At 44.2% G+C, this 23,526-nt stretch carries 32 protein-coding genes and 1 pseudogene; 21 read left to right on the top strand and 12 right to left on the bottom strand.

What is annotated here, in order from left to right; all coding sequences use genetic code 11:
• Positions 1-2 precede the first annotated feature (2 nt).
• The 3 genes and pseudogenes from NSB03_RS03395 to NSB03_RS03385 all read right to left on the bottom strand — a co-directional run.
• Positions 3-509: pseudogene (locus NSB03_RS03395) on the bottom strand (tyrosine-type recombinase/integrase); the annotation flags it as partial.
• 333 nt (positions 510-842) lie between these two features.
• Positions 843-1,052 carry a hypothetical protein gene (locus NSB03_RS03390; protein WP_024986471.1) on the bottom strand — a complete coding sequence of 70 codons (210 nt, stop codon included), beginning with the start codon at positions 1,050-1,052 and terminating at the stop codon, positions 843-845.
• A 384-nt stretch (positions 1,053-1,436) separates the two neighbouring features.
• A complete protein-coding gene (locus NSB03_RS03385; RefSeq protein WP_024986472.1) occupies positions 1,437-1,961 on the bottom strand; it encodes a helix-turn-helix domain-containing protein in 525 nt (174 codons plus the stop codon).
• Between the two features lie 137 nt (positions 1,962-2,098).
• Between NSB03_RS03385 and NSB03_RS03380 the strand changes: the two genes are divergently transcribed.
• Positions 2,099-2,350, top strand: a complete 252-nt coding sequence (locus NSB03_RS03380) for a hypothetical protein (RefSeq protein ID WP_024986473.1) — start codon at positions 2,099-2,101, stop codon at positions 2,348-2,350.
• Between the two features lie 27 nt (positions 2,351-2,377).
• Positions 2,378-2,692 carry a hypothetical protein gene (locus NSB03_RS03375; protein ID WP_128824241.1) on the top strand — a complete coding sequence of 105 codons (315 nt, stop codon included), beginning with the start codon at positions 2,378-2,380 and terminating at the stop codon, positions 2,690-2,692.
• Between the two features lie 138 nt (positions 2,693-2,830).
• Here the strand turns inward: NSB03_RS03375 and NSB03_RS03370 are convergent, their stop codons facing one another.
• A complete protein-coding gene (locus NSB03_RS03370) occupies positions 2,831-3,133 on the bottom strand; it encodes a hypothetical protein (RefSeq protein WP_024986475.1) in 303 nt (100 codons plus the stop codon).
• Positions 3,134-3,254: 121 nt separating this feature from the next.
• Here NSB03_RS03370 and NSB03_RS03365 point away from each other — a divergent pair, with 121 nt between their 5' ends.
• The 13 genes from NSB03_RS03365 (at position 3,255) to NSB03_RS03305 (ending at position 11,489) form a co-directional block, all read left to right on the top strand.
• On the top strand, positions 3,255-3,431 hold the full coding sequence (locus tag NSB03_RS03365; protein WP_242357547.1) for a hypothetical protein: 177 nt from the start codon (positions 3,255-3,257) through the stop codon (positions 3,429-3,431).
• 192 nt (positions 3,432-3,623) lie between these two features.
• Positions 3,624-5,816: a hypothetical protein gene (locus tag NSB03_RS03360; protein ID WP_024986476.1), complete on the top strand. Its 2,193-nt coding sequence runs from the start codon at positions 3,624-3,626 to the stop codon at positions 5,814-5,816.
• Between the two features lie 28 nt (positions 5,817-5,844).
• Positions 5,845-6,759 (top strand): ATP-binding protein, encoded by a 915-nt coding sequence (locus tag NSB03_RS03355; RefSeq protein ID WP_242357545.1) that lies wholly within the window; start codon positions 5,845-5,847, stop codon positions 6,757-6,759.
• Entirely contained in the window at positions 6,756-7,433 is a 678-nt protein-coding gene (locus tag NSB03_RS03350; protein WP_008766303.1) for an ATP-binding protein, read from the top strand. The genes NSB03_RS03355 and NSB03_RS03350 overlap by 4 nt, the downstream gene beginning before the upstream one ends.
• A complete protein-coding gene (locus NSB03_RS03345; RefSeq protein ID WP_024986477.1) occupies positions 7,399-7,833 on the top strand; it encodes a hypothetical protein in 435 nt (144 codons plus the stop codon). The genes NSB03_RS03350 and NSB03_RS03345 overlap by 35 nt, the downstream gene beginning before the upstream one ends.
• Entirely contained in the window at positions 7,820-8,044 is a 225-nt protein-coding gene (locus NSB03_RS03340) for a hypothetical protein (RefSeq protein ID WP_024986478.1), read from the top strand. Before NSB03_RS03345 ends, NSB03_RS03340 begins: the two co-directional genes overlap by 14 nt.
• 24 nt (positions 8,045-8,068) lie before the next feature.
• Positions 8,069-8,716, top strand: coding sequence for a DUF3164 family protein (locus NSB03_RS03335; protein ID WP_024986479.1), 648 nt, complete (start codon positions 8,069-8,071; stop codon positions 8,714-8,716).
• Positions 8,713-9,075 carry a hypothetical protein gene (locus NSB03_RS03330; RefSeq protein WP_024986480.1) on the top strand — a complete coding sequence of 121 codons (363 nt, stop codon included), beginning with the start codon at positions 8,713-8,715 and terminating at the stop codon, positions 9,073-9,075. Before NSB03_RS03335 ends, NSB03_RS03330 begins: the two co-directional genes overlap by 4 nt.
• 20 nt (positions 9,076-9,095) lie before the next feature.
• The gene (locus NSB03_RS03325; RefSeq protein ID WP_024986481.1) at positions 9,096-9,320 is read left to right on the top strand and encodes a hypothetical protein; all 225 of its coding nucleotides are present in this window, start codon (positions 9,096-9,098) and stop codon (positions 9,318-9,320) included.
• Positions 9,321-9,726: 406 nt separating this feature from the next.
• Positions 9,727-10,362, top strand: coding sequence for a BRO-N domain-containing protein (locus tag NSB03_RS20960; RefSeq protein ID WP_242357542.1), 636 nt, complete (start codon positions 9,727-9,729; stop codon positions 10,360-10,362).
• Positions 10,363-10,388: 26 nt separating this feature from the next.
• On the top strand, positions 10,389-10,604 hold the full coding sequence (locus tag NSB03_RS03315; RefSeq protein WP_024986483.1) for a hypothetical protein: 216 nt from the start codon (positions 10,389-10,391) through the stop codon (positions 10,602-10,604).
• 217 nt (positions 10,605-10,821) lie between these two features.
• Positions 10,822-11,049, top strand: coding sequence for a hypothetical protein (locus NSB03_RS03310; protein WP_024986484.1), 228 nt, complete (start codon positions 10,822-10,824; stop codon positions 11,047-11,049).
• A gap of 2 nt (positions 11,050-11,051) precedes the next feature.
• A complete protein-coding gene (locus NSB03_RS03305; RefSeq protein ID WP_024986485.1) occupies positions 11,052-11,489 on the top strand; it encodes a DUF2335 domain-containing protein in 438 nt (145 codons plus the stop codon).
• 107 nt (positions 11,490-11,596) lie between these two features.
• On the opposite strand, the gene NSB03_RS03300 is transcribed toward NSB03_RS03305, so the two are convergent.
• Both NSB03_RS03300 and NSB03_RS03295 read right to left on the bottom strand, forming a co-directional pair.
• Positions 11,597-11,791, bottom strand: coding sequence for a DUF4248 domain-containing protein (locus tag NSB03_RS03300; protein WP_353957149.1), 195 nt, complete (start codon positions 11,789-11,791; stop codon positions 11,597-11,599).
• A gap of 136 nt (positions 11,792-11,927) precedes the next feature.
• Positions 11,928-12,419: an HU family DNA-binding protein gene (locus tag NSB03_RS03295; RefSeq protein WP_242357540.1), complete on the bottom strand. Its 492-nt coding sequence runs from the start codon at positions 12,417-12,419 to the stop codon at positions 11,928-11,930.
• Positions 12,420-12,618: 199 nt separating this feature from the next.
• Between NSB03_RS03295 and NSB03_RS03290 the strand changes: the two genes are divergently transcribed.
• Entirely contained in the window at positions 12,619-12,876 is a 258-nt protein-coding gene (locus NSB03_RS03290) for a hypothetical protein (RefSeq protein ID WP_024986487.1), read from the top strand.
• A 3-nt stretch (positions 12,877-12,879) separates the two neighbouring features.
• Here the strand turns inward: NSB03_RS03290 and NSB03_RS03285 are convergent, their stop codons facing one another.
• Complete coding sequence (locus NSB03_RS03285) at positions 12,880-13,476, bottom strand: hypothetical protein (RefSeq protein WP_024986488.1); 597 nt, start codon at positions 13,474-13,476, stop codon at positions 12,880-12,882.
• A 43-nt stretch (positions 13,477-13,519) separates the two neighbouring features.
• Positions 13,520-14,095 carry a phage virion morphogenesis family protein gene (locus NSB03_RS03280; protein WP_024986489.1) on the bottom strand — a complete coding sequence of 192 codons (576 nt, stop codon included), beginning with the start codon at positions 14,093-14,095 and terminating at the stop codon, positions 13,520-13,522.
• Positions 14,096-14,155: 60 nt separating this feature from the next.
• On the opposite strand from NSB03_RS03280, the gene NSB03_RS03275 reads away from it, so the two are divergent.
• Positions 14,156-14,392, top strand: coding sequence for a hypothetical protein (locus NSB03_RS03275; RefSeq protein ID WP_024986490.1), 237 nt, complete (start codon positions 14,156-14,158; stop codon positions 14,390-14,392).
• On the opposite strand, the gene NSB03_RS03270 is transcribed toward NSB03_RS03275, so the two are convergent.
• From NSB03_RS03270 to NSB03_RS03255, 4 genes are read right to left on the bottom strand one after another with little or no spacing between them, the layout of a single operon-like run.
• Positions 14,389-17,094, bottom strand: coding sequence for a phage portal protein family protein (locus NSB03_RS03270; RefSeq protein ID WP_242357539.1), 2,706 nt, complete (start codon positions 17,092-17,094; stop codon positions 14,389-14,391). The genes NSB03_RS03275 and NSB03_RS03270 overlap by 4 nt on opposite strands.
• Positions 17,095-17,126: 32 nt before the next feature.
• Positions 17,127-17,549 (bottom strand): hypothetical protein, encoded by a 423-nt coding sequence (locus NSB03_RS03265; protein ID WP_024986491.1) that lies wholly within the window; start codon positions 17,547-17,549, stop codon positions 17,127-17,129.
• A gap of 2 nt (positions 17,550-17,551) precedes the next feature.
• A complete protein-coding gene (locus NSB03_RS03260; RefSeq protein WP_024986492.1) occupies positions 17,552-19,090 on the bottom strand; it encodes a hypothetical protein in 1,539 nt (512 codons plus the stop codon).
• A complete protein-coding gene (locus NSB03_RS03255; RefSeq protein ID WP_024986493.1) occupies positions 19,090-19,605 on the bottom strand; it encodes a DUF1804 family protein in 516 nt (171 codons plus the stop codon). The genes NSB03_RS03260 and NSB03_RS03255 overlap by 1 nt, the downstream gene beginning before the upstream one ends.
• Positions 19,606-19,807: 202 nt before the next feature.
• Here NSB03_RS03255 and NSB03_RS03250 point away from each other — a divergent pair, with 202 nt between their 5' ends.
• From NSB03_RS03250 to NSB03_RS03235, 4 genes are read left to right on the top strand one after another with little or no spacing between them, the layout of a single operon-like run.
• On the top strand, positions 19,808-20,869 hold the full coding sequence (locus NSB03_RS03250; RefSeq protein ID WP_024986494.1) for a Clp protease ClpP: 1,062 nt from the start codon (positions 19,808-19,810) through the stop codon (positions 20,867-20,869).
• A 26-nt stretch (positions 20,870-20,895) separates the two neighbouring features.
• The gene (locus NSB03_RS03245; protein WP_024986495.1) at positions 20,896-21,831 is read left to right on the top strand and encodes a hypothetical protein; all 936 of its coding nucleotides are present in this window, start codon (positions 20,896-20,898) and stop codon (positions 21,829-21,831) included.
• Between the two features lie 11 nt (positions 21,832-21,842).
• Positions 21,843-23,066 carry a DUF2586 family protein gene (locus NSB03_RS03240; RefSeq protein WP_024986496.1) on the top strand — a complete coding sequence of 408 codons (1,224 nt, stop codon included), beginning with the start codon at positions 21,843-21,845 and terminating at the stop codon, positions 23,064-23,066.
• Between the two features lie 4 nt (positions 23,067-23,070).
• On the top strand, positions 23,071-23,511 hold the full coding sequence (locus NSB03_RS03235) for a hypothetical protein (RefSeq protein WP_024986497.1): 441 nt from the start codon (positions 23,071-23,073) through the stop codon (positions 23,509-23,511).
• Positions 23,512-23,526 lie beyond the last annotated feature (15 nt).

The following is a 23,526-nucleotide window of genomic DNA, read 5'->3' as shown; positions in this document are numbered from 1 at the left end:
TTTTACCAAGTTATAATCTTATCCACAATCTCCTGCTGCTCGGCACTGCTACGCCTCAAATAAATACGAGTGGTCTCAATGCTCTCATGCCCCATCAAGTCGGCAAGTAAAGAAATATCGTTGAACTTCTCCAAGAAATTCTTGGCAAAGCGATGACGGAACGAGTGAGGATAAACCACTTTCTCGTTTAAGCCATATTTTGTGGCATAGTTTTTTAACTGCTGGGCAATACCTCTGGTGGTGATACGCTCGCCAAAGCGATTGAGGAATAGATAACCGCTTGTACGATTGATATTATCGAGCCACTCTGTAGCTTCCTTTCGGAGTGATTTAGGAATATAGATACGGCGTATCTTGCCACCTTTGGTATAGATGTCAAAATAACCCATTTGCACATGTTCAACCTTCATTTGTATTAGTTCGCTAACTCTTGCACCTGTGGCAGCGAGGAAACGAACAACGAAGTACCATTCTTGATTTTCTTCCTTTTTTAACTTGTTTTTCAAAAAGTACGGGGCTCAATACAAAATATGACATGAGTGAAATGTGAAGCGAATCGCGTGGAACTCCCTGCACATCGGGGATTGAAAGCTGTTGATCCGATATATTTTGAAGAAAACAAAAAGTTCCGTTCGTTCCATTTTGCTTCCGGTTATTTCCGTGTTGCTTCCATCATAACCGATCGGGAAAAGCCATTTTATAAAGGGCATGAAAGAAGATGGAAAGAACGAATGGTGAATCGTTCTAGTTTTGGGCAAATAAAAAGGCTACGTGCGTCAATATTGACAATGCACGTAGCCTTTTGTTTAGTGGAAAAAGTGCCAATATAAGCCAGAAAATGGCTATTCCTGTTTGCTTCTGATAAGGTGTGATTGTTTTATTATGGCTTTTTTAGTAGGGTACACACTACCATCAGATAGCCCAGCATTGCGTAGTGTATTCAATTTAACCCCTATTCTATCAGGGTCTAGAACGGTGTAGATAGCTGCTATACTACCAAAATAAAAGTCTTTCTTCTCAAATATCAAATGAACATGTATAATCTTCGTCATAACTTATCTATTTTATATTTCAAACACAAAATAAGTGCATATAATTATTATATACAAGTGTTTGCGATTGAATTGTTATAAATAATAATGCTAGGAACTGAAACCATATATTGAAAGAGGTACCTTGGTATATTCTGTTAATTTATAGTTAAAAACAGCATATTCATGATAACACCCATTCAACACCCATTCAATATATAAAACAAAATGTGAATAATACCCATTCAACACCCATTCAAAAAAGTGCATTTATGATTTTGAGTTTGCACCTATATTACACTTTTGCACGTTGAGTTAATACCTATAATACATCTTTAATGAACTTACATATTCTTATATGTATTTGATTATCAGTTATTTGATAAACTCAATTTATTGTAATTACTATAAATCCTTTAAGGGGGCAATGACAGAGCCGGCATTTTGATTGGATTGCGAAGAATGTTTCTTGATAGAAGCATCCTTCGCACTGTTTAAATCCTTAGGATGTCCTATGTTAAGTTCTAGCGCAGATTGGCATTCTTGAAGTTTAGACTCAAGAACATGTATACGTTCTTCGAGGCGACCATTCTCCCTAATTAATACTCTATTTTCTTCATCCTTCTCTTTATACATTTTATATATGAAAGAATCATTAATAGATGGTGTCCCAGAATTAGATACTACTTCTATGTTTTGTGAAGAAGATGATTGTGTTTGATCACTACGAAGCATAGAACCTTCACCGGTAAGAAGCCAATCAGCAGATATACCTATACATTTTGTATATATCAATTCGGAATCAAATGTATTTCTAGTCCCCCACGCACTGATAGTCTGTGGAGAGACTCCTAATAGACAAGCAAATTTTGCTTTATTTCCTTCCGTATAGTAGCTAATAATAGCTTCTAACATACTTGTTTTATCCATGAATCAAATATATTTTATCTACAAAATGTAGATTTTTAATTGTTATTTATTTGTATTTATCCACAAAGTGTGTATATTTGCAGCATGTTTCTTTGAAACAGCTCCAAATATACGGAAAAAACTAATGAGATAGATATATGAGACAGAAAATTGAATTAAACGCAGCTGGTAAAGCTATGCTTGCAAAGACCTTTAAAGTCAGTGTACAGAACGTAAGTCAGGCGTTATTGTTCCGCAGAAATAGTGAACAGGCTCGCAAAATTAGAGAAGCAGCTTTGATTAATGGTGGAACCTTAGTACAGATTATTGATGTGACAGACGAAATGAAACAGGCAGTGAAGGTTTTGGATTCTCACGGAAATGTAACAAGAGTAATAAGCAATAAATAAAAATCAGTAATGCAAAAGAATAAGATTTTGAAACGTATAGATCGCATCATTTTTCAAGCCATTGTCATGGGTGATAACTTGACAGCAGATGATGTGCTACGCCTCGGCAACCATGCCAGATTCAAGGAGAGACTGTTCATGGTTGGTGACACGTGCCGGGTTTCAGTGAGAAAGTTGTCCAATTCAGCGAGTATATTCACAGTCGTCAATTACTACTATATCAATAGTCTCCGTTTTACGGATCGTATTCGCCACTATTTGGGCAAATTGAGGACAACAGCATTTCGTAATATGGGCATAAGTGAAGTCATTGTCGTAATCATAGATGATACATGCCTTTAGCTTATGAACAGGACATTTTACATCTCGGAGTATACTCTTGTATATTTCTTGGTCTGATACAAGTTTAGATTCCAAATCATCAAAGAACATTTCAAAACAAGTAGTAATTTATAAAACGACTTAGTATGAATAAGAAATTTACTCAACCCGAAAAGAGAAAGACTCAACGCCTTCATCAAACAGTTGAAGTATACCAGCTTCCCCTTCTATCAGTTTACCAAAATAAAATACAGCCGCAGGCTGGTGAACCTCAACCTCTATGGTGTACACAGCATAAAGAGAAGCTGACTTTGTATTCCGGTGGGGATGTTCGAAATGAACGGAATGAGTTAGTAGGAAACGTTCTAACACACTCTCAAAAGGTTCGCTCATTGCCGGTAGAACTTCTTTCTCGCTATTTGTCAGTTTAAATGACACAATGAATTTAACTTTAGTATTCATAACAGATTGAATTATTATTTTCCATATTGGCTACAAATGTAGCAAAACTATTCCGGTTCGGGATGAATAGGAATAGCCTTTTTAGAGAAATGAATGTAGAACAAGAAAAACGATATAGTGTATGAAAACATTTAGAGTGATTCAGAATGTGTTGATAGCGGTCGGGATAATAACTACCGTTTCATTGGTTGACAGGATTGAGGTGTCTGCCTCTAATGTGCAGGCGGCTTTTGTCATTGCCTGTTTCACGATAGTGACCATCCTTGAAAGGGAATTCCGTTCGGAAAAGGACGAATAGTAAAACAAGTATGCAAGCAAGGAACTTCCCCGTATTTCGGGATAACACAGACTCATGGTTTCAGATTGAATTTGTCATGGTATTATTTAATGGTGTTAGGACAGGTTTTCAATGGGAACGGGTGAAAAGAGGGGAAGTAGCCACAACTTCGGGGCGGTGCCGGGGCTTGCGCTAATAGTTAATGAAAATGTTATGGCTGAGATTTTTAATAACCGAGTTTGTGTGTTTGCGAATGAGATTATACTATTCAATTCTAAATCGAACATTGGAAGTGAAAAAGGATTTGTTCCTGAAGGCTCATTTTATACGATGAAAAACAGAAATCAAATCATTGTTCTTCGTCGTGGCACTCCCGGTAGCTCTGCCCTTGTAGATTTTGAGACTATGAGACAAGACATTAAAAACAAGTACATCCAAGTGTATGGTGATCCCCGTGCGGAAATTGCCGCTAAAACACAGAAATCCATACTGGAAGATGCGATTGTCTACAGTAATGCCGCCTACGAGTTTTTCAGTGTAAAATACCGCTATGACGGTGACAAGAAACTTCCCCCTGCGAAGATTGACGAATATACCCTGAATGTACGCATCATGAACGCACTTCTCTCCCTCCGCGATGGCCGTAAAGCCAACTCGATAGGTGGTGGCGGTACGCGCATCAACGTTTGGGAAAAGCTCTGCAAGTTGAGCAATGACCTACTAACGCTGAAAGACCCGAACGGGCGTGATATTTTTCCTCATAACCTGCCGAAGAACTGGAAGGCTTTGAAACGTAAATGCGAGCAATATGAAGCGGCACGACGGATCAGCGAGGAAGAAGGCTATCGCAGTGTCATCCATAAATCGTATGGCAACAAATACGCGGCAGTCGTACTGAACGAGGACGCAAAAGCGGTGATGCATAAATTAATAAGTATGCATAACAATCTGAATAATGTCCAAATCATGGAGGAATACAACAAGGTGGCTTCCCTGATGGATTGGAAACTGATCGACAGTCCTACCACTGTTGAGAACTGGAGACAAAAATTTGCTCTCACAACAATGGCGGGGAACAAGGGAAGCAAAGCCCTGAAGAACACACGCATGAAACAGATACACCGCGAAGCCCCGACACAGGCACTTACTTACTGGACGCTGGACGGATGGGATGCGGAACTGTTCTATCAGAAAAAGACTCCCAAAACGGTAAAGAAAAACGGTGAAGAAAAGAGATATATGTACACCACTTATACCAACCGGAAAACGATGGTAGTCGTACTTGATGCCTGTGAAAAATATCCGGTCGGATACGCCATTGGTGATCATGAGTCTCCCGCGCTTATCCGTGAAGCATTACGAAACGCAATACAACATACCAAAGAACTATTTGGCGAACGCTATAAGCCTTTACAACTACAAAGCGACAATTATCAAAAGAAGGTGATGGTTCCCTTCTATGAAGCCATGACTAAGTATTATACACCAGCCGCTTTGGGAAATGCAAAGTCCAAAATAGTAGAACCCTATTTCAAACACCTGAATGTGGAATACTGCCAAAAACAGGCGAACTGGTCGGGCTTCGGTATCACTGCCGACAAAGATAACCAGCCTAATTTGGAAGTATTAAACCAAAATCACAAGTTCATCCCGGATGAAGCCACCGTTATTGCACAATTGGAAGCTATTATAGCGCAGGAACGGGCAAAGAAGATAGATGCTTACCGCGCTGCATGGGAACGTACCGAAGAAGCCCGCAAAATGCCTTTCGGAATCGAGGAATATCTGATGCTCATGGGAGAAACCACCGGACGTACAAATAAGATTACTGGTTCGGGGCTGTTTATCGAGTTCATGGGTGAACGAATCTGCTTCGACAGTTTCGACCTTTCTCTCCGCGACCATTACAACGAAGACTGGATAGTACGCTTTGACCCGGACGATATGAGTCAGGTGCTTGTATCGAATGCAAAACGCCTGAAATCCGGTCGTGTAGACAAAGAGATTGGGACATTGCAATACGTACTGCAACGCGATATCAAAGTTCCGATGGCTTTGGTTGATCAGAAACCGGAACATTTTGAATACCGGGCACGTGTTGACAAGTTCAACAAAGAAATGGTGGAAACCGTGAAGAAGAAAGTGAAAGACGTAGACAAGCGAATCACCACTATTTGCCAGCGTATCCCCGAAATAGCCGCAGGGACAGTTCTTGACCGTTACCTGATAACTGACAGCTTGGGACAGCACAAGGATGTCCGGTCGAAAATGAGGGATGACGCCACGGACGCGGACTTCATGGAAGTGACCCAACATATCACCCGGCAAAGTGTAGCAATGGCTTCTACCGGAACAGACGATGAAGATTACGACTACAACCCGCTGGATATGAATTTTTCAAGATGATTTAAAAACAATTTAAAAGATATACAACATGGATAATCAAGCATTAAAAACGTACATAGAGAAGTTAATCAATCGTGGTTCATCCGCAACGGAGTTGGCGCGTAAATGTGGAATATCGGACACCGCCATGTCCCAATTCAGAAGCGGCAAGTATGGAGCGAATGAAGACTCCATTGCAGAAAAGATTGCTTCCGGTCTTAATTATTACGAGAACGCCTGGAATGTAGTGGAAAGCGTCACCAGTTACCAACAGGTGCGCACCGCGTTCGTGGCAGCCAAGCGGAATCACAAATGGATGTGCATATCTTCCCGATCCGGCAGTGGGAAGACTCAATCCCTCATAGACCTTTATAACATGAGTGCCGATAATTCAGTCATATATCTGAAATGCCGGAAGTGGACGGCACGCAAATTCCTGACCAAGTTAGCCACATGCATGGGGGAAACGGTGACGCGCTATATGGATAACGATGACCTTATGGACTTGATTGTTTCACACATTAACCGTATGGCTGGAAAATCCCCCTTGTTAATCCTTGACGATGCCGGGAAACTGGCGCACAGTGCCCTCTGCACGCTTATACCTCTATATGATGACACTTTACACCGTATGGGGGCTATCGTAGCCGGAACGGAGACGCTGGAACGCAATATAAAGCGTTATGTCGGTCGCATAGAAGGATACGACGAAATAGACGGCAGATTTTGCCGCAACTATATCACACTGCTGGGAGCCACAAAGAAGGATGTCAAAGCCATCTGCGCGGCAAACGGGATCAATGATACGGAGGAACAGGAAAACATTTGGGGAAAGTTGAATAAAGAGAAAAAAGAACCTGTACCGGGAAAATATGTTTGGTTTACCGATGATTTGCGTGAACTGTCCGGCATGATCGAAGACCGTATAATCAAACAACAAATCGAGCGTGGAGAACTGGCATGAAAGTTTGGAGTCAGAAGAACCTGGAAGACATCCGACATGAATATATTGATTTTGACGGTGAATGGTATCTGGCATTCGGTCGTCCGGAAAAATCCGGTTGCTGGATCATTTACGGAAAGTCGGGACAAGGAAAAAGTTCTTTCGCTCTGCAGCTGGCACGCAAATTTGATGAAATGGGGCTCCGGGTTCTTTATTTAACACTTGAAATGGGCGCGTGCGACGACTTCGTGAATTCCGTTCTTAGTGTCGGCATTCATAGTAAAACGAATAATATAATCTATTCGGATGAAGCCACCATCACAGAACTGGACGAATACCTGTCAAAGCAACGCAGCCCGGACGTGATAATGATAGACTCCATACAATACTTCGAGCAGCAAGGGGGAGCGAAAGCCCCCGAAATAATCCGCCTGCGCAAGAAGTATCCGCGAAAGATATTTGTCTTCATCTCTCATGTAGACGGGCGCGAGGTGGAAGGAAAAACAGCCTATGACGTGAAACGTGACAGCTTTAAAAGAATCTACGTGGAACATTTCAAGGCAACATTTATCGGACGTGGCAAAGGAGGTTCACGCGGATATTACATAGTATGGGCGGAAGGGTATCAAAAATATTGGATTGAAAATATTAAAAGCGATAATGATGGAACAGAAGATGAAGAAACCTATCAGTAAGAGCCTTATCAAACGCCTGCATATCATATACAGCGCACAAGGCATTGATGACGAACAAAAGCGGGCTATCCTGCTTGACCTGACAGACGGACGGACAAATACCACAAAAGAGTTGACATACAGCGAGGCAATGTATCTCTGCGGGTATCTGAACGGTGCAAAAAAAGAAAACCGGGATTTGACTATCACCGAACGGGAAATAAGGAGACGCAGATCGGCTGTCCTGAAGAGAGTGCAGCGGATCGGAATCGACACAACGGACTGGGGAGCGGTGAATGCGTTTTGCCTTGATGTCCGGATAGCAGGAAAGAAGTTTCGCGAACTGGACGGGGAAGAACTTCTCCTGTTGATACCGAAACTGGAGTCAATATTAAAGAAGAAAGAAGATGGCGGATATTAGTGCGGAACAACACCGGATTAACCGGATTAATGAATTACTGGATCGGCTTGACAAGATTCCCGGTGAGCTGGATGCCATACACGATCGGCTGTATGCCGGCAATCTGGACCGCAATGAGTTTGCCGGGCTGACAGACCGGAGGACGGCACTCTTCATCGAGCAAGAGAACAAGGAACGGGAACTGAAAGAAGTATATAAAATCAAATTGTAATCAATCATTTAAAAAATTAATAGTATGGATATTAGTAAATTGTCAAAAGAAGAAAAGGCGGAACTGTTGTGTAAACTTAAAGAAGAAGAAAAAACAGAGTCCATCCGGCAGAAAGAAACCTACGAAGCATTGAGACATCAATTCATGTTCGATGTGGAAAGTAAACTCATGCCAGTGGTGAATGACGTTCAGGGCTTTTATGATTGGATTGTGGGTGAAAGCAAGGCTTTCCGCAACGTGATGCGTGAATACGGTCAGCTCCGTATGCGTCAGGGTGAAGAGACCGCCACATTTTCAGTAGTAGACGGGAACTTCAAACTGGAGGTAAAAAGCAATAAGGTGAAAAGTTTTGATGAACGTGCCGATCTCGCTGCCGAAAGGCTGATTGACTACCTGAAGAATTATATAGCCCATTCGGAAAAAGGAGTCGATGACCCGATGTATCAAATGGCGATGACGCTTCTCGAACGTAACCGTCAGGGAGATTTGGACTATAAGTCTATAAGCAAGTTGTATGAACTGGAGTCACGTTTTGATGAAGAATATGCGGCTATCATGCAATTGTTCAAAGAAAGCAATGTCGTGTATAAAACCGCAACTAATTACTATTTCCATAAGCGTGACGAGAACGGAGTATGGCGTCGCATTGAACCTTCATTCTGTAGATTATGATTATAGCAGTTGACTTTGACGGAACCATTAGCCGGGGAAAATTCCCGGCTATTGACGGGGAGCAACCATACGCTGGCGAATCGCTCCGGAAATTACATGATGAAGGACATAAAATCATTATTTGGACGTGCCGTACCGGTGAGCAGTTATTGGATGCCATCAACTGGCTGTTGGAACGCAAGATTCCGTTCGACCGTGTAAACGACCATGATCCTGAAAATGTCGCTAAATATGGAGAAGGCGGGAAAAAGATATATGCCCATTGCTATATCGATGACAAAAACATCGGAGGTTTTCCCGGATGGCTGGCATGTGTGGAGGAGATTGAACGGATGGAGCGAGCCTACGCTGGACAGTGACGGAAGGAGGAAGTAAAACCATGCAGCGAATTCCCGTAAAATACATCGTGCAGATAGACAACTTCCACCTGGCGGAGTTCATCTTCTACTGGAACTACTACAACCAGCCCTGTTCTCTGTTCCTACAGAAGCCCCGCACCGAAGGGCTGACCGCCATTAGGCTGGTGGTGGACAGCGACGAGGCGGCCAACTTCCTGCTCCGTGCCAAGGAGAAGACGGGATGCAAACTCTATCAGGTGGACTGAACATTATCCCGGTGTGGTTTGACTGCCTATCCGGGAACGAAAGACTCTCCATGAACCTCCTTGTAACCCCGAAAAACAGGGATTTACGCTTGCTTTTCTCCCTGTTTTTTCGTAACTTTAGAGAGTGGAAAAGCAAAAAAATATTCGGCAAGCGTGTTGGATATTCAAAAAGAATTCGCATCTTTGCGACGCTAAAGTTTTTAACATCAGGACGGAGTCATCTGTCCAATGCGTCGCATTCGGGCTTTTTTTATGCCCCGGTGCGAACCATCATAGTATGGCGGCATCTAACCCCGTGCATAGGTTGTAATGACCTGTGCAAGTCCTGATGTAAGAACTTTAGCAGCGGGAAGTGGATGCCGTTATTTTTAACTATCCACACAATGCTATTAAATTACATCAAATTATGAACAAAGAAAAAGAAATGCAGGCGACAGACCTGCAACGTTTCATCGAAGAGACTTCCAACGTGTGTATCCGCGCACAAGTGATTAACGGGCAACCTTGGTTTGTGGCGAAGGATATTTGCTTGGCTATAGGTATTAGTCAATATCGTGATGCTATCGCTCGATTAGACGATGACGAAAGGGTGTCGGTAGTACTGGACACCCTTGGGGGAAAACAGTGTATATCAGCGGTTAACGAATCCGGATTGTATGCGCTAATATTTCAGTCCAGAAAACCTACTGCCAAGTCCTTCCGCAAATGGGTAACGAAAGAAGTACTTCCATCACTCCGTAGAAATGGCATTTATGCCACTCCCTCCATCATGGTCAAGAACGGTGTACAAGGTATGTTCTATGACGGCAAAGTGCTTTATCCTTATTCGGATATGCTTCGTGCCATAGGTTTCAGCACCCGTAGCGGCTCGGTACAGAAACGCCGCCGCAATTATCCCCAATACTTTATTAAGGTTTTCGGACGCAACTTCGTTACACCAGAGCTGGTAAAGTTGCTTGAGGACGAACGCAAGTTGATTGTCCTTCGTGGCAATATGCGCAATGTCCAGCAGTTCTTACCGTTTGCAGAAGAAATGTATTAACCGAAAAAAAAGCAAGGAGGTTCATTATGGAAAAACAATATGATATGACAGAGATGCAGGCTTATTTCAGTTCCTGGTCTTCTCCGGAGAAGACAGTTGCCGGCATCGACCGTGTGATAGCGAGGATGGCGGATTGGTTTACACAACTGGACGATCCGGCCACCAATGTCTATTTCTTGCAGGAAAACATCAATTTCCTGCAAGCTTTGAGATATTCGATAGAAGAGACTAAGCCTCTCTAACAGATAAATAAAGCACGTTTTAAAAAACAAAGAGACAGCCGTTTCGTTTATAATGGAAACGGCTGTTTTCTCATTTTTAATAAAAAAATATTGTTTGAATGGAGAAAAATGCCGTTATTTGTAGCGTGTTTAAATGTAACAAGCATACTCCTGCCGGACGAACCTTTTGGGGCAGGCAGGTGTTTTTGAGATATTATCAATAAAAAAGGAGGCAAATATGTGTGTAGTAAAAGAAATCGGTCGGTTCTTGAAGAGAGGGGCGGATACGTTTCGTTCAGCTTCCCAAGGTCGGTATTGTGACGAATCGGCTGCTATTGATGAACTGAAAAAGGAGATGTTTGGAAAGGAAGAAAAACGCTCCGATGATAAGGCGAATTTATTGCGCGATCGCCAATCGGTAGGAAGTGATGTTCGTAAAGCATTGTCTAAATTGGCTGTAGAATAATAATGGGGAAACAGGAAATCAAACAGAAAGAAACGCAAGTCTCTACCAATGAAGGTATGGGCAAGCAATTGGAGCAGACTTTTACGGTAGATGATAATTGTTTACCCTCGCCAAGCGAGTTGCAGGCATATAAAAATATCGATCCCCGGATAGTGGACTATCTGATTGATGCTTCGGTCAAAGAACAAGCGCATCGTCATGCAATGGATAAGCAGAAGTTTCAGATTATAAAAAAGTCGGAAGGGCGTATCGGCAGAATGAATTGGTGGGGAATGTTCTTTGCCTTTCTTTGTATCCTTGTCTTTTCGGCAGTCACGGGTTATGCTTTGTATTTGGACAAGCCTTGGTTTGCCGGTATAATGGGAGGAGCCGTTCTGATTTCAATCGTTTCCATATTCATCAAGGGTAATGCAGAAGAGCATCCGTCAAAAAAGAAATAATTCAAAAAGAACCAAAAATCAATCGTAGAATATAAGATATAACAAAAGAGCCGTTGCAGAATATCCGCAACGGCTCTTTGTCGTAGTATGTTCTCTTTTTTGTCTTTTCATTCCCCCGGTTCCCCGAGATACTTAACGATAGCCTCGTGTTGCAGCGGCGTCAGTGCCCTCTGTCTTGGTGCAAAGTGGAGTTCTTCGAGCCTTGCCGTCAGTTCGGGATTGAGTACGATCCAGCGGTGCAGTTGCGACGTGGCGCTTCGCGGCGTGGAACGTGGGAAATACTGTTGAGCCAGTTCGCTCATGTAAATGGCATTCATCTTCGTTGAAAGTTGTTGGTATGTTTATAAAAAACTACCTGTAGGTAAATATGAATCTACCTATAGGTAGTTGTCGGTTTACTACTATGTAGTGGCATATCCACTACGTAGTAGTTTTCTCTCAGGCTGCCGGGTCGGGCGTCTCGCCTTCATCCGGATTGCCACCGCCGCCGTCGGGTGTCGGGTCGGGCGTTTCTCCGTCCGCTGTCACCTCTTTCTTTCCCGCCACGCGGCTGAAGCTCAGCGATGCGGTGCTCACCACCTCGCGAACCATCCGTCCGGGACGGAACTGCACGCTCACGCCGGTGATGTTTGCCGACGAGAAGTCCTTTTTCTCTTCTGCTCCTACGGATGACACTTGCACCTGGAACGTGCCCAATTGCTCCATCTTTACGATTTTGCCTGCCGCCAGATGCTTCTTCATCTGACGGATAAGGGCACGCACCACGTTCAGCACGTCGCCATCAGTCAGTGACGTGGCGTATGCAATGTCGTCCGCCATCTCGTCCATCGTGACCACCCCGTCCGCCTGTGCCTTGGCATAATACTTTTTCTGTGCCGTTTCATCTCCCGGCTTGCTGCTCATCAGAGCCAATGAATATTTTACACTCATGTGTTCATTAATAATTTTATTGGTTTATAATCTACGATTTGGTTGCGCTTCCATACCGTTTTGTCTTGCCTTTCGCGATAAGACGGTGCAAAAATGGGAGAAACTTGCCCAAACGTGTCGTTTTTTCCGTGTTACCAGGGCATTAGCGGGAAAAATATCTAAAAAATCCGTATATTTGCACCTGTAACAATGTTTGTCTATGCGGAATCCTGAAATGACCAAAATACGTGACCGGAGGATGGTAGAAACATTCTACCTTCTTTATGATAAAAAGCGCATCCGTCTGGAGGATGTTCTTTTGCGTATGAGTCATGACCTGTTCTTCCTTGACCAAAACTACATCTATAAACGGATTTTTTATATATCGGAGAATTTATCATATTACGAGCAATTAAAAGAGGGCAAAAAGCCCAATTCAAAAAAGAACGATGCCAATCAACTTAGTCTTGTTTTTTAGTTGCTATACATCATATAGAGGATTGTTATCTATAATTTCAGGTACAATTCCAGCTGATACGTTTATTTCTTTATTCTTCATATCAACTTGGCTTGACTGTTCCATCGTTGTGTAATCCCTGATTTTGCATTCAAAACTGATTCGATATAAGTTTCCTGCTCCCCCTGATTCTACCCTTCCGACATGGGTACGCCTGAGCGTGCCAAAATGCGTCCCCGATTTCCCATGCAACATCATTCCAAGCAAGGTTAACAAATTGAGGTAGTTCAGGGCATTTTCCTGCATCACCGCATCATTATAAGTATCAGAAAAGGTTTCCCAAAAGACATACAGGTCGATTTGCAAATCAATGTCTTGCGCCAGTATGCCGATATCCGAAATGTCAAGCGTATTAAAGCCTATGAACACAGAAGGGCTCGGAAACAGGTGTTCCTCTTCCAAATAGTCAGTCTGTTCATGCCATAAGTCAATGTACCTCACATCAGGAACAGCCGCCAGTTCCTCCGCCAGTTCGGGAGACAAGTCTGCCACACTGTCGAGCATCTTCCGCATATCCATAATACGGGCTGATAGTTCTTTATAAATATTACACCAAATCATAATTTATTTTTTTTAAGTGGTTTAAAATGCAATTAAAACCTTTTCATGGATTGAAATTTTGGTCTATTATCCGGTCGATGTCTCCCATTATTTTTTTCTCCAGTTCGTTCATCAGTTCCCGGCTCTCACCGATAAACTGCCGTTTGGGCAATTTCTTTTTCGCTTTCCCGAAGACACGGATATATCCGCCTTCGTTGTGTACTTTGGAATAAGGGAGGTCGCTACCGATAACCACTCGCTTTGAAGAAGCTTCCGCCACCCGGATACTGTTCATCAGGTTACTGCCCGAACCTATTAAGATTCCCCTTTTTGTAGCTGCTTGGCTGAAATTAAGTTTCCGCTGCTTCTTGCTGCGTACCAATCGTCCGCTCTTTTTGTCTTTGGTCACTGCAACGGAAGTTCGTTTCTCCCCCTTGTACTGGAAGCCGTACCAAGGTGACTGCGAATCACGTCGTTTCACGTCCCGCCAAGGGGTGATACCGTTATTGCGGAAGCCTTGACGGTGGAAGTTCTCGCGGAACTCATCTACTGCCATCTTTCCGGCAATGCGGGGAATGTCTTTTTCGACATAGCGTCTTACTCCCTTTTCTACATCCTTGAGAATATTTTTTGTTACCATAGATTAATTATTAAAATATTACGTTTATCTTTGTGTCTATTATTAGAAGCAAAATAAGTTATGGTAAAAAGGTTATATAAAGATGAAAACGATAGAGGCAAGTCCCTTGATGATCGTCATGAGATATTAAACGTCTACAGATCACAGTGTGCACATTGCAAGCATTTCAAGAGGGATGACTATTACTGTCCGGCATATCCGGATGGTATTCCCGACGAGTTGCTCGAAGGTGACGCCACGCATGATAAAAGACGGACTGATCAGACAGGAGACACCCTCTTCGAAGATGCCGATTAACGTGTTTTCTTCTTTTCATACGTCCAATTATATTGTTTGGCAATCTGTCTTGCCAATAGGTGAAAGTGCGTAGCATTCGCCTGGCTGGGAGTCAGTGTGTTTTTCTTTATTCTCTTCATAAATTGGTCTCTCAATTTTAATTCATTCGCCATATACACCATTTTGAGCTCTTTTACTGTCACTCCCCATCCTGATTTGGGTCTTTTCATGGAAAATGTATAATGAGGGGTAACGGCTCTAATCTCTGCCACATCATTGCCTACGGCTAAAGTCAGGTCTTCGATGCTGAACGAGCTTCCTATTCGTCCCAGAGATTTTTCCGGCTGTCCCCACCCCCGCGGATGATTGTGCGTCATGATGTTGTCCTTCATCAAAAGGCATTCACTATCTGTAAATTGAACTTGAAAGGCTTCGCCTCTTTTATCAATTATTACCTTTCCATTCTTGTCTATCACCATCCCTGTCTCATGACTTTTATTCATGCGAATTTCGTTTTCAATAGCTGTAACTTTCCGGGTCGTTTTTTCATTCCCCACCGTATTCAGTATGTTTTTATTGAGGAAGTTTTCTACTGCCTCTTGTGCTTTCTTGTCCGCATCCTTGATATAAGGATGCGACCCTGTGAACACTTCCTCCGTAATACCCGGATTCTTATCCAATCCCGGAGCCGGAGGTACAGGTTCTTCTTTCCCTTTCACATTCACCGGAGCGTCCGTACTCTTGACCCTGCACTTGCAGTTCCACAGGTTGCCCGGGAAGTTGGTGTTCCAGAACGGATCGTCTACAGGACGAATTGTGCCATAGAATATTTTGTGCGCTTCCCGTGGATTCACCGAAACACTGGGTAGCCATTCAAGATTCGGATACAAATCCTTGTTCGCCACATATCCACGGAAGTCGGCAGCAAAGCGGGCACGCCTCACGGCTGTGTCATACTCCGTCCGTAGCCAGTTCACGTTGTAGTCCTGCAGTATTTTCTCCGTGTCCTTACGGAACTGGTCAAAGCCCTTCCGCTTTCCGTCTTCATCCATTAACAGGGCATGTAACTCATTTTGCTGGCGGTGTGTCTTGAATGCAGCAAATACCATACAGTTATGCCGCAGTTCATTCAGAAAGGCAGCATCCGGAGTGTTGTACTCAACTTTTCCAAACCCCTTATCTACTCCTTTGCTGATAGAGTCGAACGTATGGGCAAACAGATCGGGGTCAATGTCTTTTTCTACATCAAAGCCTTTACTGTGCAAACGTTCCAGTATCCGGTCACGTATCTTATCGGACAGTGAGAATCCTGCGTCATCCGTAGGTGTTTCCCCGTCTTGACAATAGAGAGAATTTATCATGTCGGCTATACCGGAAGAAGTCATTGCCTTGTTCGGATTACTCTTTTTTTTTTGAGTGTTGTCCTGCTTCGATTCATCGTTTGGATGATTCTTGCTATTCGGTTGATTTCCTCCCTGCTGTTCACTTCCGGGATTTGCCTTTTGTCCTATTATTGGCAAGCCTGTTTTTTTAGCAACTTCTTCGTGGTCAAACTCAAAGGTATAAGCCAGCTTGTTGATCGCTTCGATGTATTCCGTGATAGACAGACTTTCCGTATCGTCCCACTTCAATTTCAGCCTTTCAAGCGGTTTATATACCGGACTTATCTTTACCAGTTTAGGAATGATAATATAGTTAAAATAGAACTGGAAAAGCATCTTGTCATATTCATGGCGGGACTTTTCAACACGTTCATGCACTTCTGCCGTTCCTTCCCATGCTCCATTAGTGGTCGTTCCAGTTTGACCAAGCAAACGCTTACTAATTTGATTGTCACATCGTTCCTCCAACGGCAGAAAGGCATTGGTTGTATTTCCACCGGCTTCTTTCCCATACTCGACCTTTTCATTTCCCGATAATACCGCAAAAAAGTTATTCCGGAAGTCCTGCATCATCTCGAACAGTTCGTCCAACCGTTTTTTGTCCTGTCGGTCGGAAGTAACGAAGACGGGCGGGATACCGTATTTTTCAATATAATTCATCCACGACCCCAATCCTAATTTCTTTGCAAGAATGATAACAGCCAGCTCATTGAGCATTCCCAAAGCCCATGCGTTTCCGAACTGTACATAATAGGGTTCAAGTGCACCGTCCTTATATGACCATCCGGTTTTGTCCGATTCTTCCTTGACAATAATCATCTGTTGCGGGATATAGTTTGACATGGGAACTTCTTCCACATGGCTGATTTCCAAATTATCGTCAAGATGGGAAATGTCGGCAAGCGATACTCCCTGCAACTGGTGTAAAAAACATATCCGGATTAATTGGTGATACCACGGACGATCCAGCAGCTTCTTTGCTTCCGTGTCCTCATTATCATTGTCGTCGACAAGGTTGAACTCCGCCTGTTGCACAGGTAAGACTCGATTGTCAATCGTTGTTTGCAAATGTTCGTCATTGTACAACGACTGGTAGAACCGATATAGCAAGCCACGTCGCGGGTCGTCCGGATCGGTTGCCGCAGTCACCGCCATGATCCAGTCGTCAATGGTCTTTTCGCGGTAAACCACAGCCTGCCTTTTATAAGCAGCACCTGACACGGATTGCATCCCACTGCCATCCATCCGGAAATAATACTCATTAAGTACATTTCTCAGGCTCATCCGACGGATAGCTTTCTGCTGAAACCAGTTGAATATTTCTCTTAACTTCTTGTGCATAACATACCTTTTAAAAACGGTTTAAAAACTATTTAAAGAAACCATCCGTTATTCCGTGTGTGACCAAACAGAATGGGGGATTCGACATTACCCTCTTCGTCCGTTATCAAAGGAATCCCAGGAGGCAGCGACATGATTCCGTCACGCAGCTTGACAAGTATGCTGTCCGCCCAATCGTTCAAGTCCGACAGAGAATCCGGAACTTTACGTGCGGCATTGCGACCGACAGCACGACGGGCTGTGATACAGGCAATCACACGCACCAACAGCCCTGTCCGTATCGGATGCTCATCAAATATTTTCCCAACGTCATAACGGTCGCTCAGATAGGCGGACACTTCACTGATGACAAGGTCTTCAATTCCATTCAAGACTTCTTCATCCTTTTCGATACTTTCAACCAGCAACCGATTTTGTATGACGGTTGTCAAGTCATCCATGTTGATATACCTCATAGTTACCAGGTGTATTTTCGTTTATATCTTCCCGCCTTCCACGGTCGTGTCACGGGTTCGTCCTCCGACTGCGGAGGATCAGTGTATATTTCAAGTTTCTTCACTGCCTGCTCGTCAGCGTCCGGGCTGTCATCATGTTCCGTCATGCCCGGTTCGACTGCATATAACTGTTTCAGACCGACAGCGATGTCCGGGTTTGCTTTCAGTTCCTCGTTGACATGCATCCGGGAATTCTGATAATATGGATGCATGCTTATCATACGAAGTATCTTGTTCGTTGTTTTAGGCGTCTGTACCGGAACAAGGTTCAACTCCACACCTGTCTCCGTCTCGGCTTCCCCTATGATACGTTTGACTTCATCGTTCCAAAATTGGGACTCATACTGCCAAAAGCAGATAATGTCCTTTGCCCTGAATTCAGCCTGCTTCATGCACATCCACTGTACGCAGAGTTTCATCTTTGACTGCTTTACGAATCCGTCTATCAGCCAAAAATCATTTTTATGCCGTCCCCAAATCTTACATGCGTTAAAGTCACTCGTATCTGTCCCGGCATACGCAATGTCCCAATGTGCCACGATTGCATTCATCGTGTGGAGGTCAGGGAGCTTTCCCCACTTCACCATTTCCGGCTTGAATATTTTACCCTTGACAAGCGGTACGTGGTTATACTCCGCATGTGCCGCGAGAATGCCCATGTCTTTTTCCTGTTGACGGTAGAATTGGGCGGAATACATCGATTTCCACGCCGGTTCATACGTTACCGGATCATAAGCCTTCACCAAGTTCCAGTCCCAATCAGGGTGCCGTTGTTTTAACAATGTCTGAACCATCCGGGATGCAAAACGGTTGTTGGCACCTATCAGACGTCTGCGTTTTCCCGTCATGGTTGCCAGTACGTCCGCTTCAATCCAGTCCGCATAATCATCCTGCATCCGGTTGTTTTTGATAGTCTGCGGTGTTTCCAAGTCGTCGATCACCCACAAATCCGGACGGTGTGCGCCTTTACGAAGCCCGCGCACCTTTTGCTTCGCACCGAACGCCTTGCAGATAAACCCGTTCATCGTGACGAAATTTCCCTTTTCCCAATATCCCGGATTATATTGCTCGCCAAAGTCGTGTTTCAAAAGTTCGTTTGCCTCGAATTCCGCACGTAAATCTTCCAGCAGGTCACACGCACGGTCAAACGTATCGGAAACGATACACATATAATGCGTCTCACCGTTGATCCATAACCATAGGGGAATAATCACATCGTTCCACACCGACTTTGCAAGTCCGCGTCCCCATTCGGCATATCCCTTGTAAATCGGGTCGTTCATCACCTTGTTGGCATGAGCGATCTGAAAGTCCGCACAGTCCGCTGTCGCATAATGCGGAAGATAAGTTTCAACAAGATATTTGACATCACTTTTAGCACGCTGTATGCGGTTCATCCGAACTGTCAACGATTCATCCGGATCAATCAGGTTGCCCGTGCACCGCGCACGTTTTAACTTCTCCTGATATTCTTTGAGGGCTTTGCTATCTTCGACTTTCATTATCCCAGCGTTTTTGCAGCTTCATAAAGGTGGTTCTCCTGAAAGTCCAGTGTTTTAAAATAAAGGTCTGCATTGTATACCTTCATCGCATCGAATATCCGACTCATGACATCAATGTAAATAGCCAGCGTAATCCGGTTCTTTTTATCCACCTCTTTGAGCTGGTTCCCCCATTGCGCCACACTGTTGTCAAGTGTAGCCGCCTGTTTCCGTAGTTCGAGCACCTTGTCGCTGTCACCTTCCGCAATGGCTTCGTCAATCATGCGCAGCAGCTCCAGTTTTTGGTCTGCAAGAATGTTGATAATCTGTTTCAGGTTGTCACCCTGCTTTTGCGATGAAATAACAGACGCCTGACGCTCTTTTTTCCAAAGTGCGTCATTCTCATTAATCCAGCTTGAAACAGACCTTTCCGACACGTTTATTCGTGTGGAAATCTCCTTGCACGTCATTCCTTCACGTACATAAAGGTCGTGCGCTTCCTTCTTCAATTTACGGTAGTATTCTTTGCTTGGCATATCGCTTCCTTTCGTTTACGCAGCAAAGGTCATATTTCATCATCACCTGTGGAAAACGGCTTTTCATGTTGGAACGTATTCTTTCCAAGTTGGAAAAAATACGTCCTTGTTAACACTGTTTTTTTTCCAAGATGAAAACGCTTTTTCCGTACCCGCCTTTCCTTTTCCAATTTTGCAGCATGAAATTTTAAATATCGCGAAAATGAATCTGACTGCAACAGCGGAAAACGGACGTGCCCGGATTGAACTCAAAGGCACAATATCAAAATGGAGGGAGACGGAAGCGGAATTCACTTCCAAAGTTGAGCAACTGATAAGATCAGGAATCAAGGACGTGCATATCTATATCAACAGTCCGGGTGGCGAATGCTTCGAAGCCAACGAAATTGTGAACGTGATCAAAAGGTTTCCCGGCAAAATCACAGGCGAAGGCGGTGCACTGGTAGCCAGTGCGGCAACATACATCGCTATTAACTGCACATCATTTTCTATGCCTGCCAACGGGCTTTTCATGATCCATCAGGTCAGCGGGGGAGCATGCGGGAAAGTCGCTGATATTGAATCCACTTTGGAAGTCATGCGCAAACTGAATGAACACTACCTGAACGCTTTCCTTTCAAAGTGTACCGACAAGAAAAAAATCAAAGACGCATGGGATAATGGTGACTATTGGATGAGTGCACAGGAAGCAAAGGAAAATGGCTTTGTGACGGAAGTAACGGGCAAGGCAAAGGTTGATAAGGCTACGGCACAAATGATCACCAACTGCGGCTACACAGGTGAAATTGAGATTACTGACTCTATTAATAACGAAAAATCAAAAAATGACATGGATTTAACAATGTTGACTACCCGCTTCGGGATGGACGCAAGTACCACGGAAGCACAATTTATCGCGCAGGTAGACGTGTGGAAACGTAAGGCAGACCGCGTCGACATGCTCGAAAGACAGGAAGAGGAACGCAAGGAACAGGAGATCGAGAACGTCCTGAACAAAGCTATCAAAGAAAAAAGAATCACCGCAGACGTACGCGATGACTGGAAAACGAACCTGACCAGCAACTTCGATACGGCAAAGAAGCTGCTCGACGCTATCAAGCCTGTGGAAATGCCTGAAGTTCATGCTCCCAGTCTGACGGATACCACAAACAAAAAGTTCGAAGACCTTCAAAACGATCCGGAGGCTTTGAAAAATATCATGGAGAAAAATCCGGCTGAATACGAACGTCTTTTGAATGACTACATAAAGCGTAACGGAAAATAAAATACTAACCATTTAAAAAAAAGAATATGGCACAACCAGTAGACGGTCTTTATTTGAACAAGTACGTCGATCCCCAACTGTTGATCGAACGTCGCAATTACAGGGCGGACTTCATGCAAGTTTTAGGCTCTGTTCCTGCCGGAGCTTTGGCTGCGGACGGTGTACGCAGAAACAAACTGATTAACAATGTCGGTTTTCGCGTAAACAACACAGAAGATTTCGAGCCGAAGCAAATGACCGGAAAGAATTATATCGTACCGTGGGAAATCTACGATACAGAACCAAGTTCCTGTACGGATGACGAAATCCGTTATCTCGCTTTTGACAAGCGCGCTGCTATCCGTGTGAAACACAATGAAGCCTTTCAAGTCGGTATCCGTAACCACGTGTTACATAAATTAGCTCCGGAGGATGATTCAAAAGAAGAAATGCCTGTTATCCGGACAACGGGCGAGAAAGATATTAACGGTCGTTTGAGACTGTCTTATAAGGATCTGGTCGATTTTGCGACGCTCGCAAAAACGTGGAACCTTCCCGTTACCGATGCCCTGTACATGGTGCTTTCCCCACTGCACATGGGTGATTTGTTACTGGATAAGGATGCGTCCAAGTACTTCTATGACCGTACTTTCTATCTTGATCCGGCAACCGGAAAACCGAAAGGGTTCATGGGTATCAAGTTCTTTGAGAACAACGACTGCCCGTTCTATAATGCGGATACAGCCATAAAGGTGGCGGAAGGTACAAAACCGTCTGCCGAAACGGACTTCCAGGCAAGCACGTTCTTCTATGCTCCGAATACGTATTACCACATCGAATCCGTGAAATCCCTGTATCGTCCGGAAACGACCGATACACGCAGCAAGAGTCCTACGAGTGAATACCGTACCCAAACCTACGGTATTGTAGACCGTATCGAAGACTTCGGTGTCGGTGCTATCTTATCAGGCAAATCCGTATAACGAATTATCTTATGGGAAATTTTACAGGAGTAATCATTAACAAAGCAAATGGCGGGCTGGTACGGGATACCGATACCAGTGACCGCGTCATTCTGCTCGTGGTCGGTGGTTCGGAGATCGGAGAACTTGAATATTACAAGCCGGAAGTCCTGAACGATATCACCGATTTGGAAGCGTTGGGATGGGACGCTGACATCGACCTTGAAAACAAGGAACTGGTGCATTACCATACCAGCGAAGTCTTCCGCCTGTCTCCGGAACGTTCACTGTATCTTATGCTGGTTCCGAAGTCTGAAAAGGTGTCAAGCCTGCTGACGAAAGAAGATTTCGTCAATGCGGTACGTACCATCAACGGAGTAAACACCATCGGTATCTGTTCACTGACTGCGGACGAGACAATCACCGTAGCCGTACAAGAGACACAGAAGTTGGTCAATAAATTCAGGGAAGACCACCTGTATATCGATGCGGTGATATTGGAAGGTGTCGGCAAGTATATCAATGCCATTGCCGACGCTGTCGATCTCCGGCAGTTGGATGCCGAAAATGTCTCTGTCGTGATTGCACAAGACCCGGCATGGGCGGCAAAGGACGAAGCATACCGGACACACGCTGCCGTAGGCAGTGCGCTCGGGATGTTGTCTGTCCGCTATGTACATGAAAATATGGGCAGTGTCGATATTGAGAACCATCCCCGGACAGCAAAAGGGACAAAAGACTATCCGTTGACTGACAAACTGTACGGGCTTTGGCTGGACGCTGCCTTGAGCAATGGGAAACCCTTCTCCCAGTTGGGTGAATCCGACCAGAAGAAACTGACCGACAAGGGATATAACTTCGTCGGCAGCTTTCAAGGGTATGCTGGGTTCTTTTTCAGCAATTCATGTACTTGTACTGAGAAGGAAAGCGACTATGCATATATTGAATATAATGCTGTTTGGAACAAGGCTGCACGAATCATCCGCAATACCTTGTTGCCACGTGTAAGAGGCAAGGTGAAGGCTGACCCGTCAACCGGATACATCAGCAACACCACTATCAGCAGTTGGGACGCGCTTGTCAAATCCGCGCTGGAAAGCATGGTCAATTCGGAGGATATCGCGGACTTCGACATTTACATCAATCCAAAACAAATGGCTGTCAGCGACAAGCCTTTCAATATCAAGGTAAAGCTGGTTGCTGATGGTATTGTACATGAGTTTGAGATTGACTTGGGTTTCACGAATAAAATCTGAAAATATGGGATTGTTAGGAACATTAATCAACAAATTCGGAAAAATAGCCGGATGGAACAGTGTCAAGGTTGTCATGCTCGGTCGTCAGGTGGAGGGTATCACCGCCCTTTCCTACAAGGACAGCAAAGAGAAGGAAAACATCTACGGTGCCGGTGAATTCCCCGTCGGTCGCGGTGAGGGGAATTACAAGGCTGAAGCATCGATCACCCTTCTGAAAGAAGAGGTGAACGCCTTGCAACTGGCACTCGGTCCGGGAAAGCGCCTCACGGATATAGAACCATTTGATATTCCGGTCATGTATGAGTATAAAGGGCTTGTCGTGAAAGACGTAATCCGGAACGTCGAATTTACGGACAATGGCGTAGACGTTAAACAGGGTGATAAAAGCATTGCCACACAATTCACCCTTCTTCCCAGCCATATCGACTGGAACGTGGCAATGTAGTTTAATAACCGTTTA

Source organism: Bacteroides acidifaciens, assembly GCF_024623065.1.
Lineage (GTDB): Bacteria > Bacteroidota > Bacteroidia > Bacteroidales > Bacteroidaceae > Bacteroides > Bacteroides acidifaciens.
Note: the sequence above shows the minus strand (reverse complement) of the source record. Positions and strands in the feature narration are given on the sequence as shown.

Coding starts and splice junctions, on each gene's coding strand:
- NSB03_RS03270 (WP_242357539.1), bottom strand. CDS start 17,094: ATGCACAAGAAGTTAAGAGAAATATTCAACTGGTTTCAGCAGAAAGCT.
- NSB03_RS03305 (WP_024986485.1), top strand. CDS start 11,052: ATGGGGAAACAGGAAATCAAACAGAAAGAAACGCAAGTCTCTACCAAT.
- NSB03_RS03245 (WP_024986495.1), top strand. CDS start 20,896: ATGGCACAACCAGTAGACGGTCTTTATTTGAACAAGTACGTCGATCCC.
- NSB03_RS03385 (WP_024986472.1), bottom strand. CDS start 1,961: ATGGATAAAACAAGTATGTTAGAAGCTATTATTAGCTACTATACGGAA.
- NSB03_RS03335 (WP_024986479.1), top strand. CDS start 8,069: ATGGATATTAGTAAATTGTCAAAAGAAGAAAAGGCGGAACTGTTGTGT.
- NSB03_RS03295 (WP_242357540.1), bottom strand. CDS start 12,419: ATGAGTGTAAAATATTCATTGGCTCTGATGAGCAGCAAGCCGGGAGAT.
- NSB03_RS03255 (WP_024986493.1), bottom strand. CDS start 19,605: ATGCCAAGCAAAGAATACTACCGTAAATTGAAGAAGGAAGCGCACGAC.
- NSB03_RS03380 (WP_024986473.1), top strand. CDS start 2,099: ATGAGACAGAAAATTGAATTAAACGCAGCTGGTAAAGCTATGCTTGCA.
- NSB03_RS03360 (WP_024986476.1), top strand. CDS start 3,624: ATGGCTGAGATTTTTAATAACCGAGTTTGTGTGTTTGCGAATGAGATT.
- NSB03_RS03290 (WP_024986487.1), top strand. CDS start 12,619: ATGCGGAATCCTGAAATGACCAAAATACGTGACCGGAGGATGGTAGAA.
- NSB03_RS03265 (WP_024986491.1), bottom strand. CDS start 17,549: ATGAGGTATATCAACATGGATGACTTGACAACCGTCATACAAAATCGG.
- NSB03_RS03280 (WP_024986489.1), bottom strand. CDS start 14,095: ATGGTAACAAAAAATATTCTCAAGGATGTAGAAAAGGGAGTAAGACGC.
- NSB03_RS03370 (WP_024986475.1), bottom strand. CDS start 3,133: ATGAATACTAAAGTTAAATTCATTGTGTCATTTAAACTGACAAATAGC.
- NSB03_RS03340 (WP_024986478.1), top strand. CDS start 7,820: ATGGCGGATATTAGTGCGGAACAACACCGGATTAACCGGATTAATGAA.
- NSB03_RS20960 (WP_242357542.1), top strand. CDS start 9,727: ATGAACAAAGAAAAAGAAATGCAGGCGACAGACCTGCAACGTTTCATC.
- NSB03_RS03235 (WP_024986497.1), top strand. CDS start 23,071: ATGGGATTGTTAGGAACATTAATCAACAAATTCGGAAAAATAGCCGGA.
- NSB03_RS03275 (WP_024986490.1), top strand. CDS start 14,156: ATGGTAAAAAGGTTATATAAAGATGAAAACGATAGAGGCAAGTCCCTT.
- NSB03_RS03355 (WP_242357545.1), top strand. CDS start 5,845: ATGGATAATCAAGCATTAAAAACGTACATAGAGAAGTTAATCAATCGT.
- NSB03_RS03390 (WP_024986471.1), bottom strand. CDS start 1,052: ATGACGAAGATTATACATGTTCATTTGATATTTGAGAAGAAAGACTTT.
- NSB03_RS03285 (WP_024986488.1), bottom strand. CDS start 13,476: ATGATTTGGTGTAATATTTATAAAGAACTATCAGCCCGTATTATGGAT.
- NSB03_RS03315 (WP_024986483.1), top strand. CDS start 10,389: ATGGAAAAACAATATGATATGACAGAGATGCAGGCTTATTTCAGTTCC.
- NSB03_RS03330 (WP_024986480.1), top strand. CDS start 8,713: ATGATTATAGCAGTTGACTTTGACGGAACCATTAGCCGGGGAAAATTC.
- NSB03_RS03350 (WP_008766303.1), top strand. CDS start 6,756: ATGAAAGTTTGGAGTCAGAAGAACCTGGAAGACATCCGACATGAATAT.
- NSB03_RS03260 (WP_024986492.1), bottom strand. CDS start 19,090: ATGAAAGTCGAAGATAGCAAAGCCCTCAAAGAATATCAGGAGAAGTTA.
- NSB03_RS03345 (WP_024986477.1), top strand. CDS start 7,399: ATGATGGAACAGAAGATGAAGAAACCTATCAGTAAGAGCCTTATCAAA.
- NSB03_RS03310 (WP_024986484.1), top strand. CDS start 10,822: ATGTGTGTAGTAAAAGAAATCGGTCGGTTCTTGAAGAGAGGGGCGGAT.
- NSB03_RS03365 (WP_242357547.1), top strand. CDS start 3,255: ATGAAAACATTTAGAGTGATTCAGAATGTGTTGATAGCGGTCGGGATA.
- NSB03_RS03240 (WP_024986496.1), top strand. CDS start 21,843: ATGGGAAATTTTACAGGAGTAATCATTAACAAAGCAAATGGCGGGCTG.
- NSB03_RS03325 (WP_024986481.1), top strand. CDS start 9,096: ATGCAGCGAATTCCCGTAAAATACATCGTGCAGATAGACAACTTCCAC.
- NSB03_RS03250 (WP_024986494.1), top strand. CDS start 19,808: ATGAATCTGACTGCAACAGCGGAAAACGGACGTGCCCGGATTGAACTC.
- NSB03_RS03300 (WP_353957149.1), bottom strand. CDS start 11,791: ATGAGCGAACTGGCTCAACAGTATTTCCCACGTTCCACGCCGCGAAGC.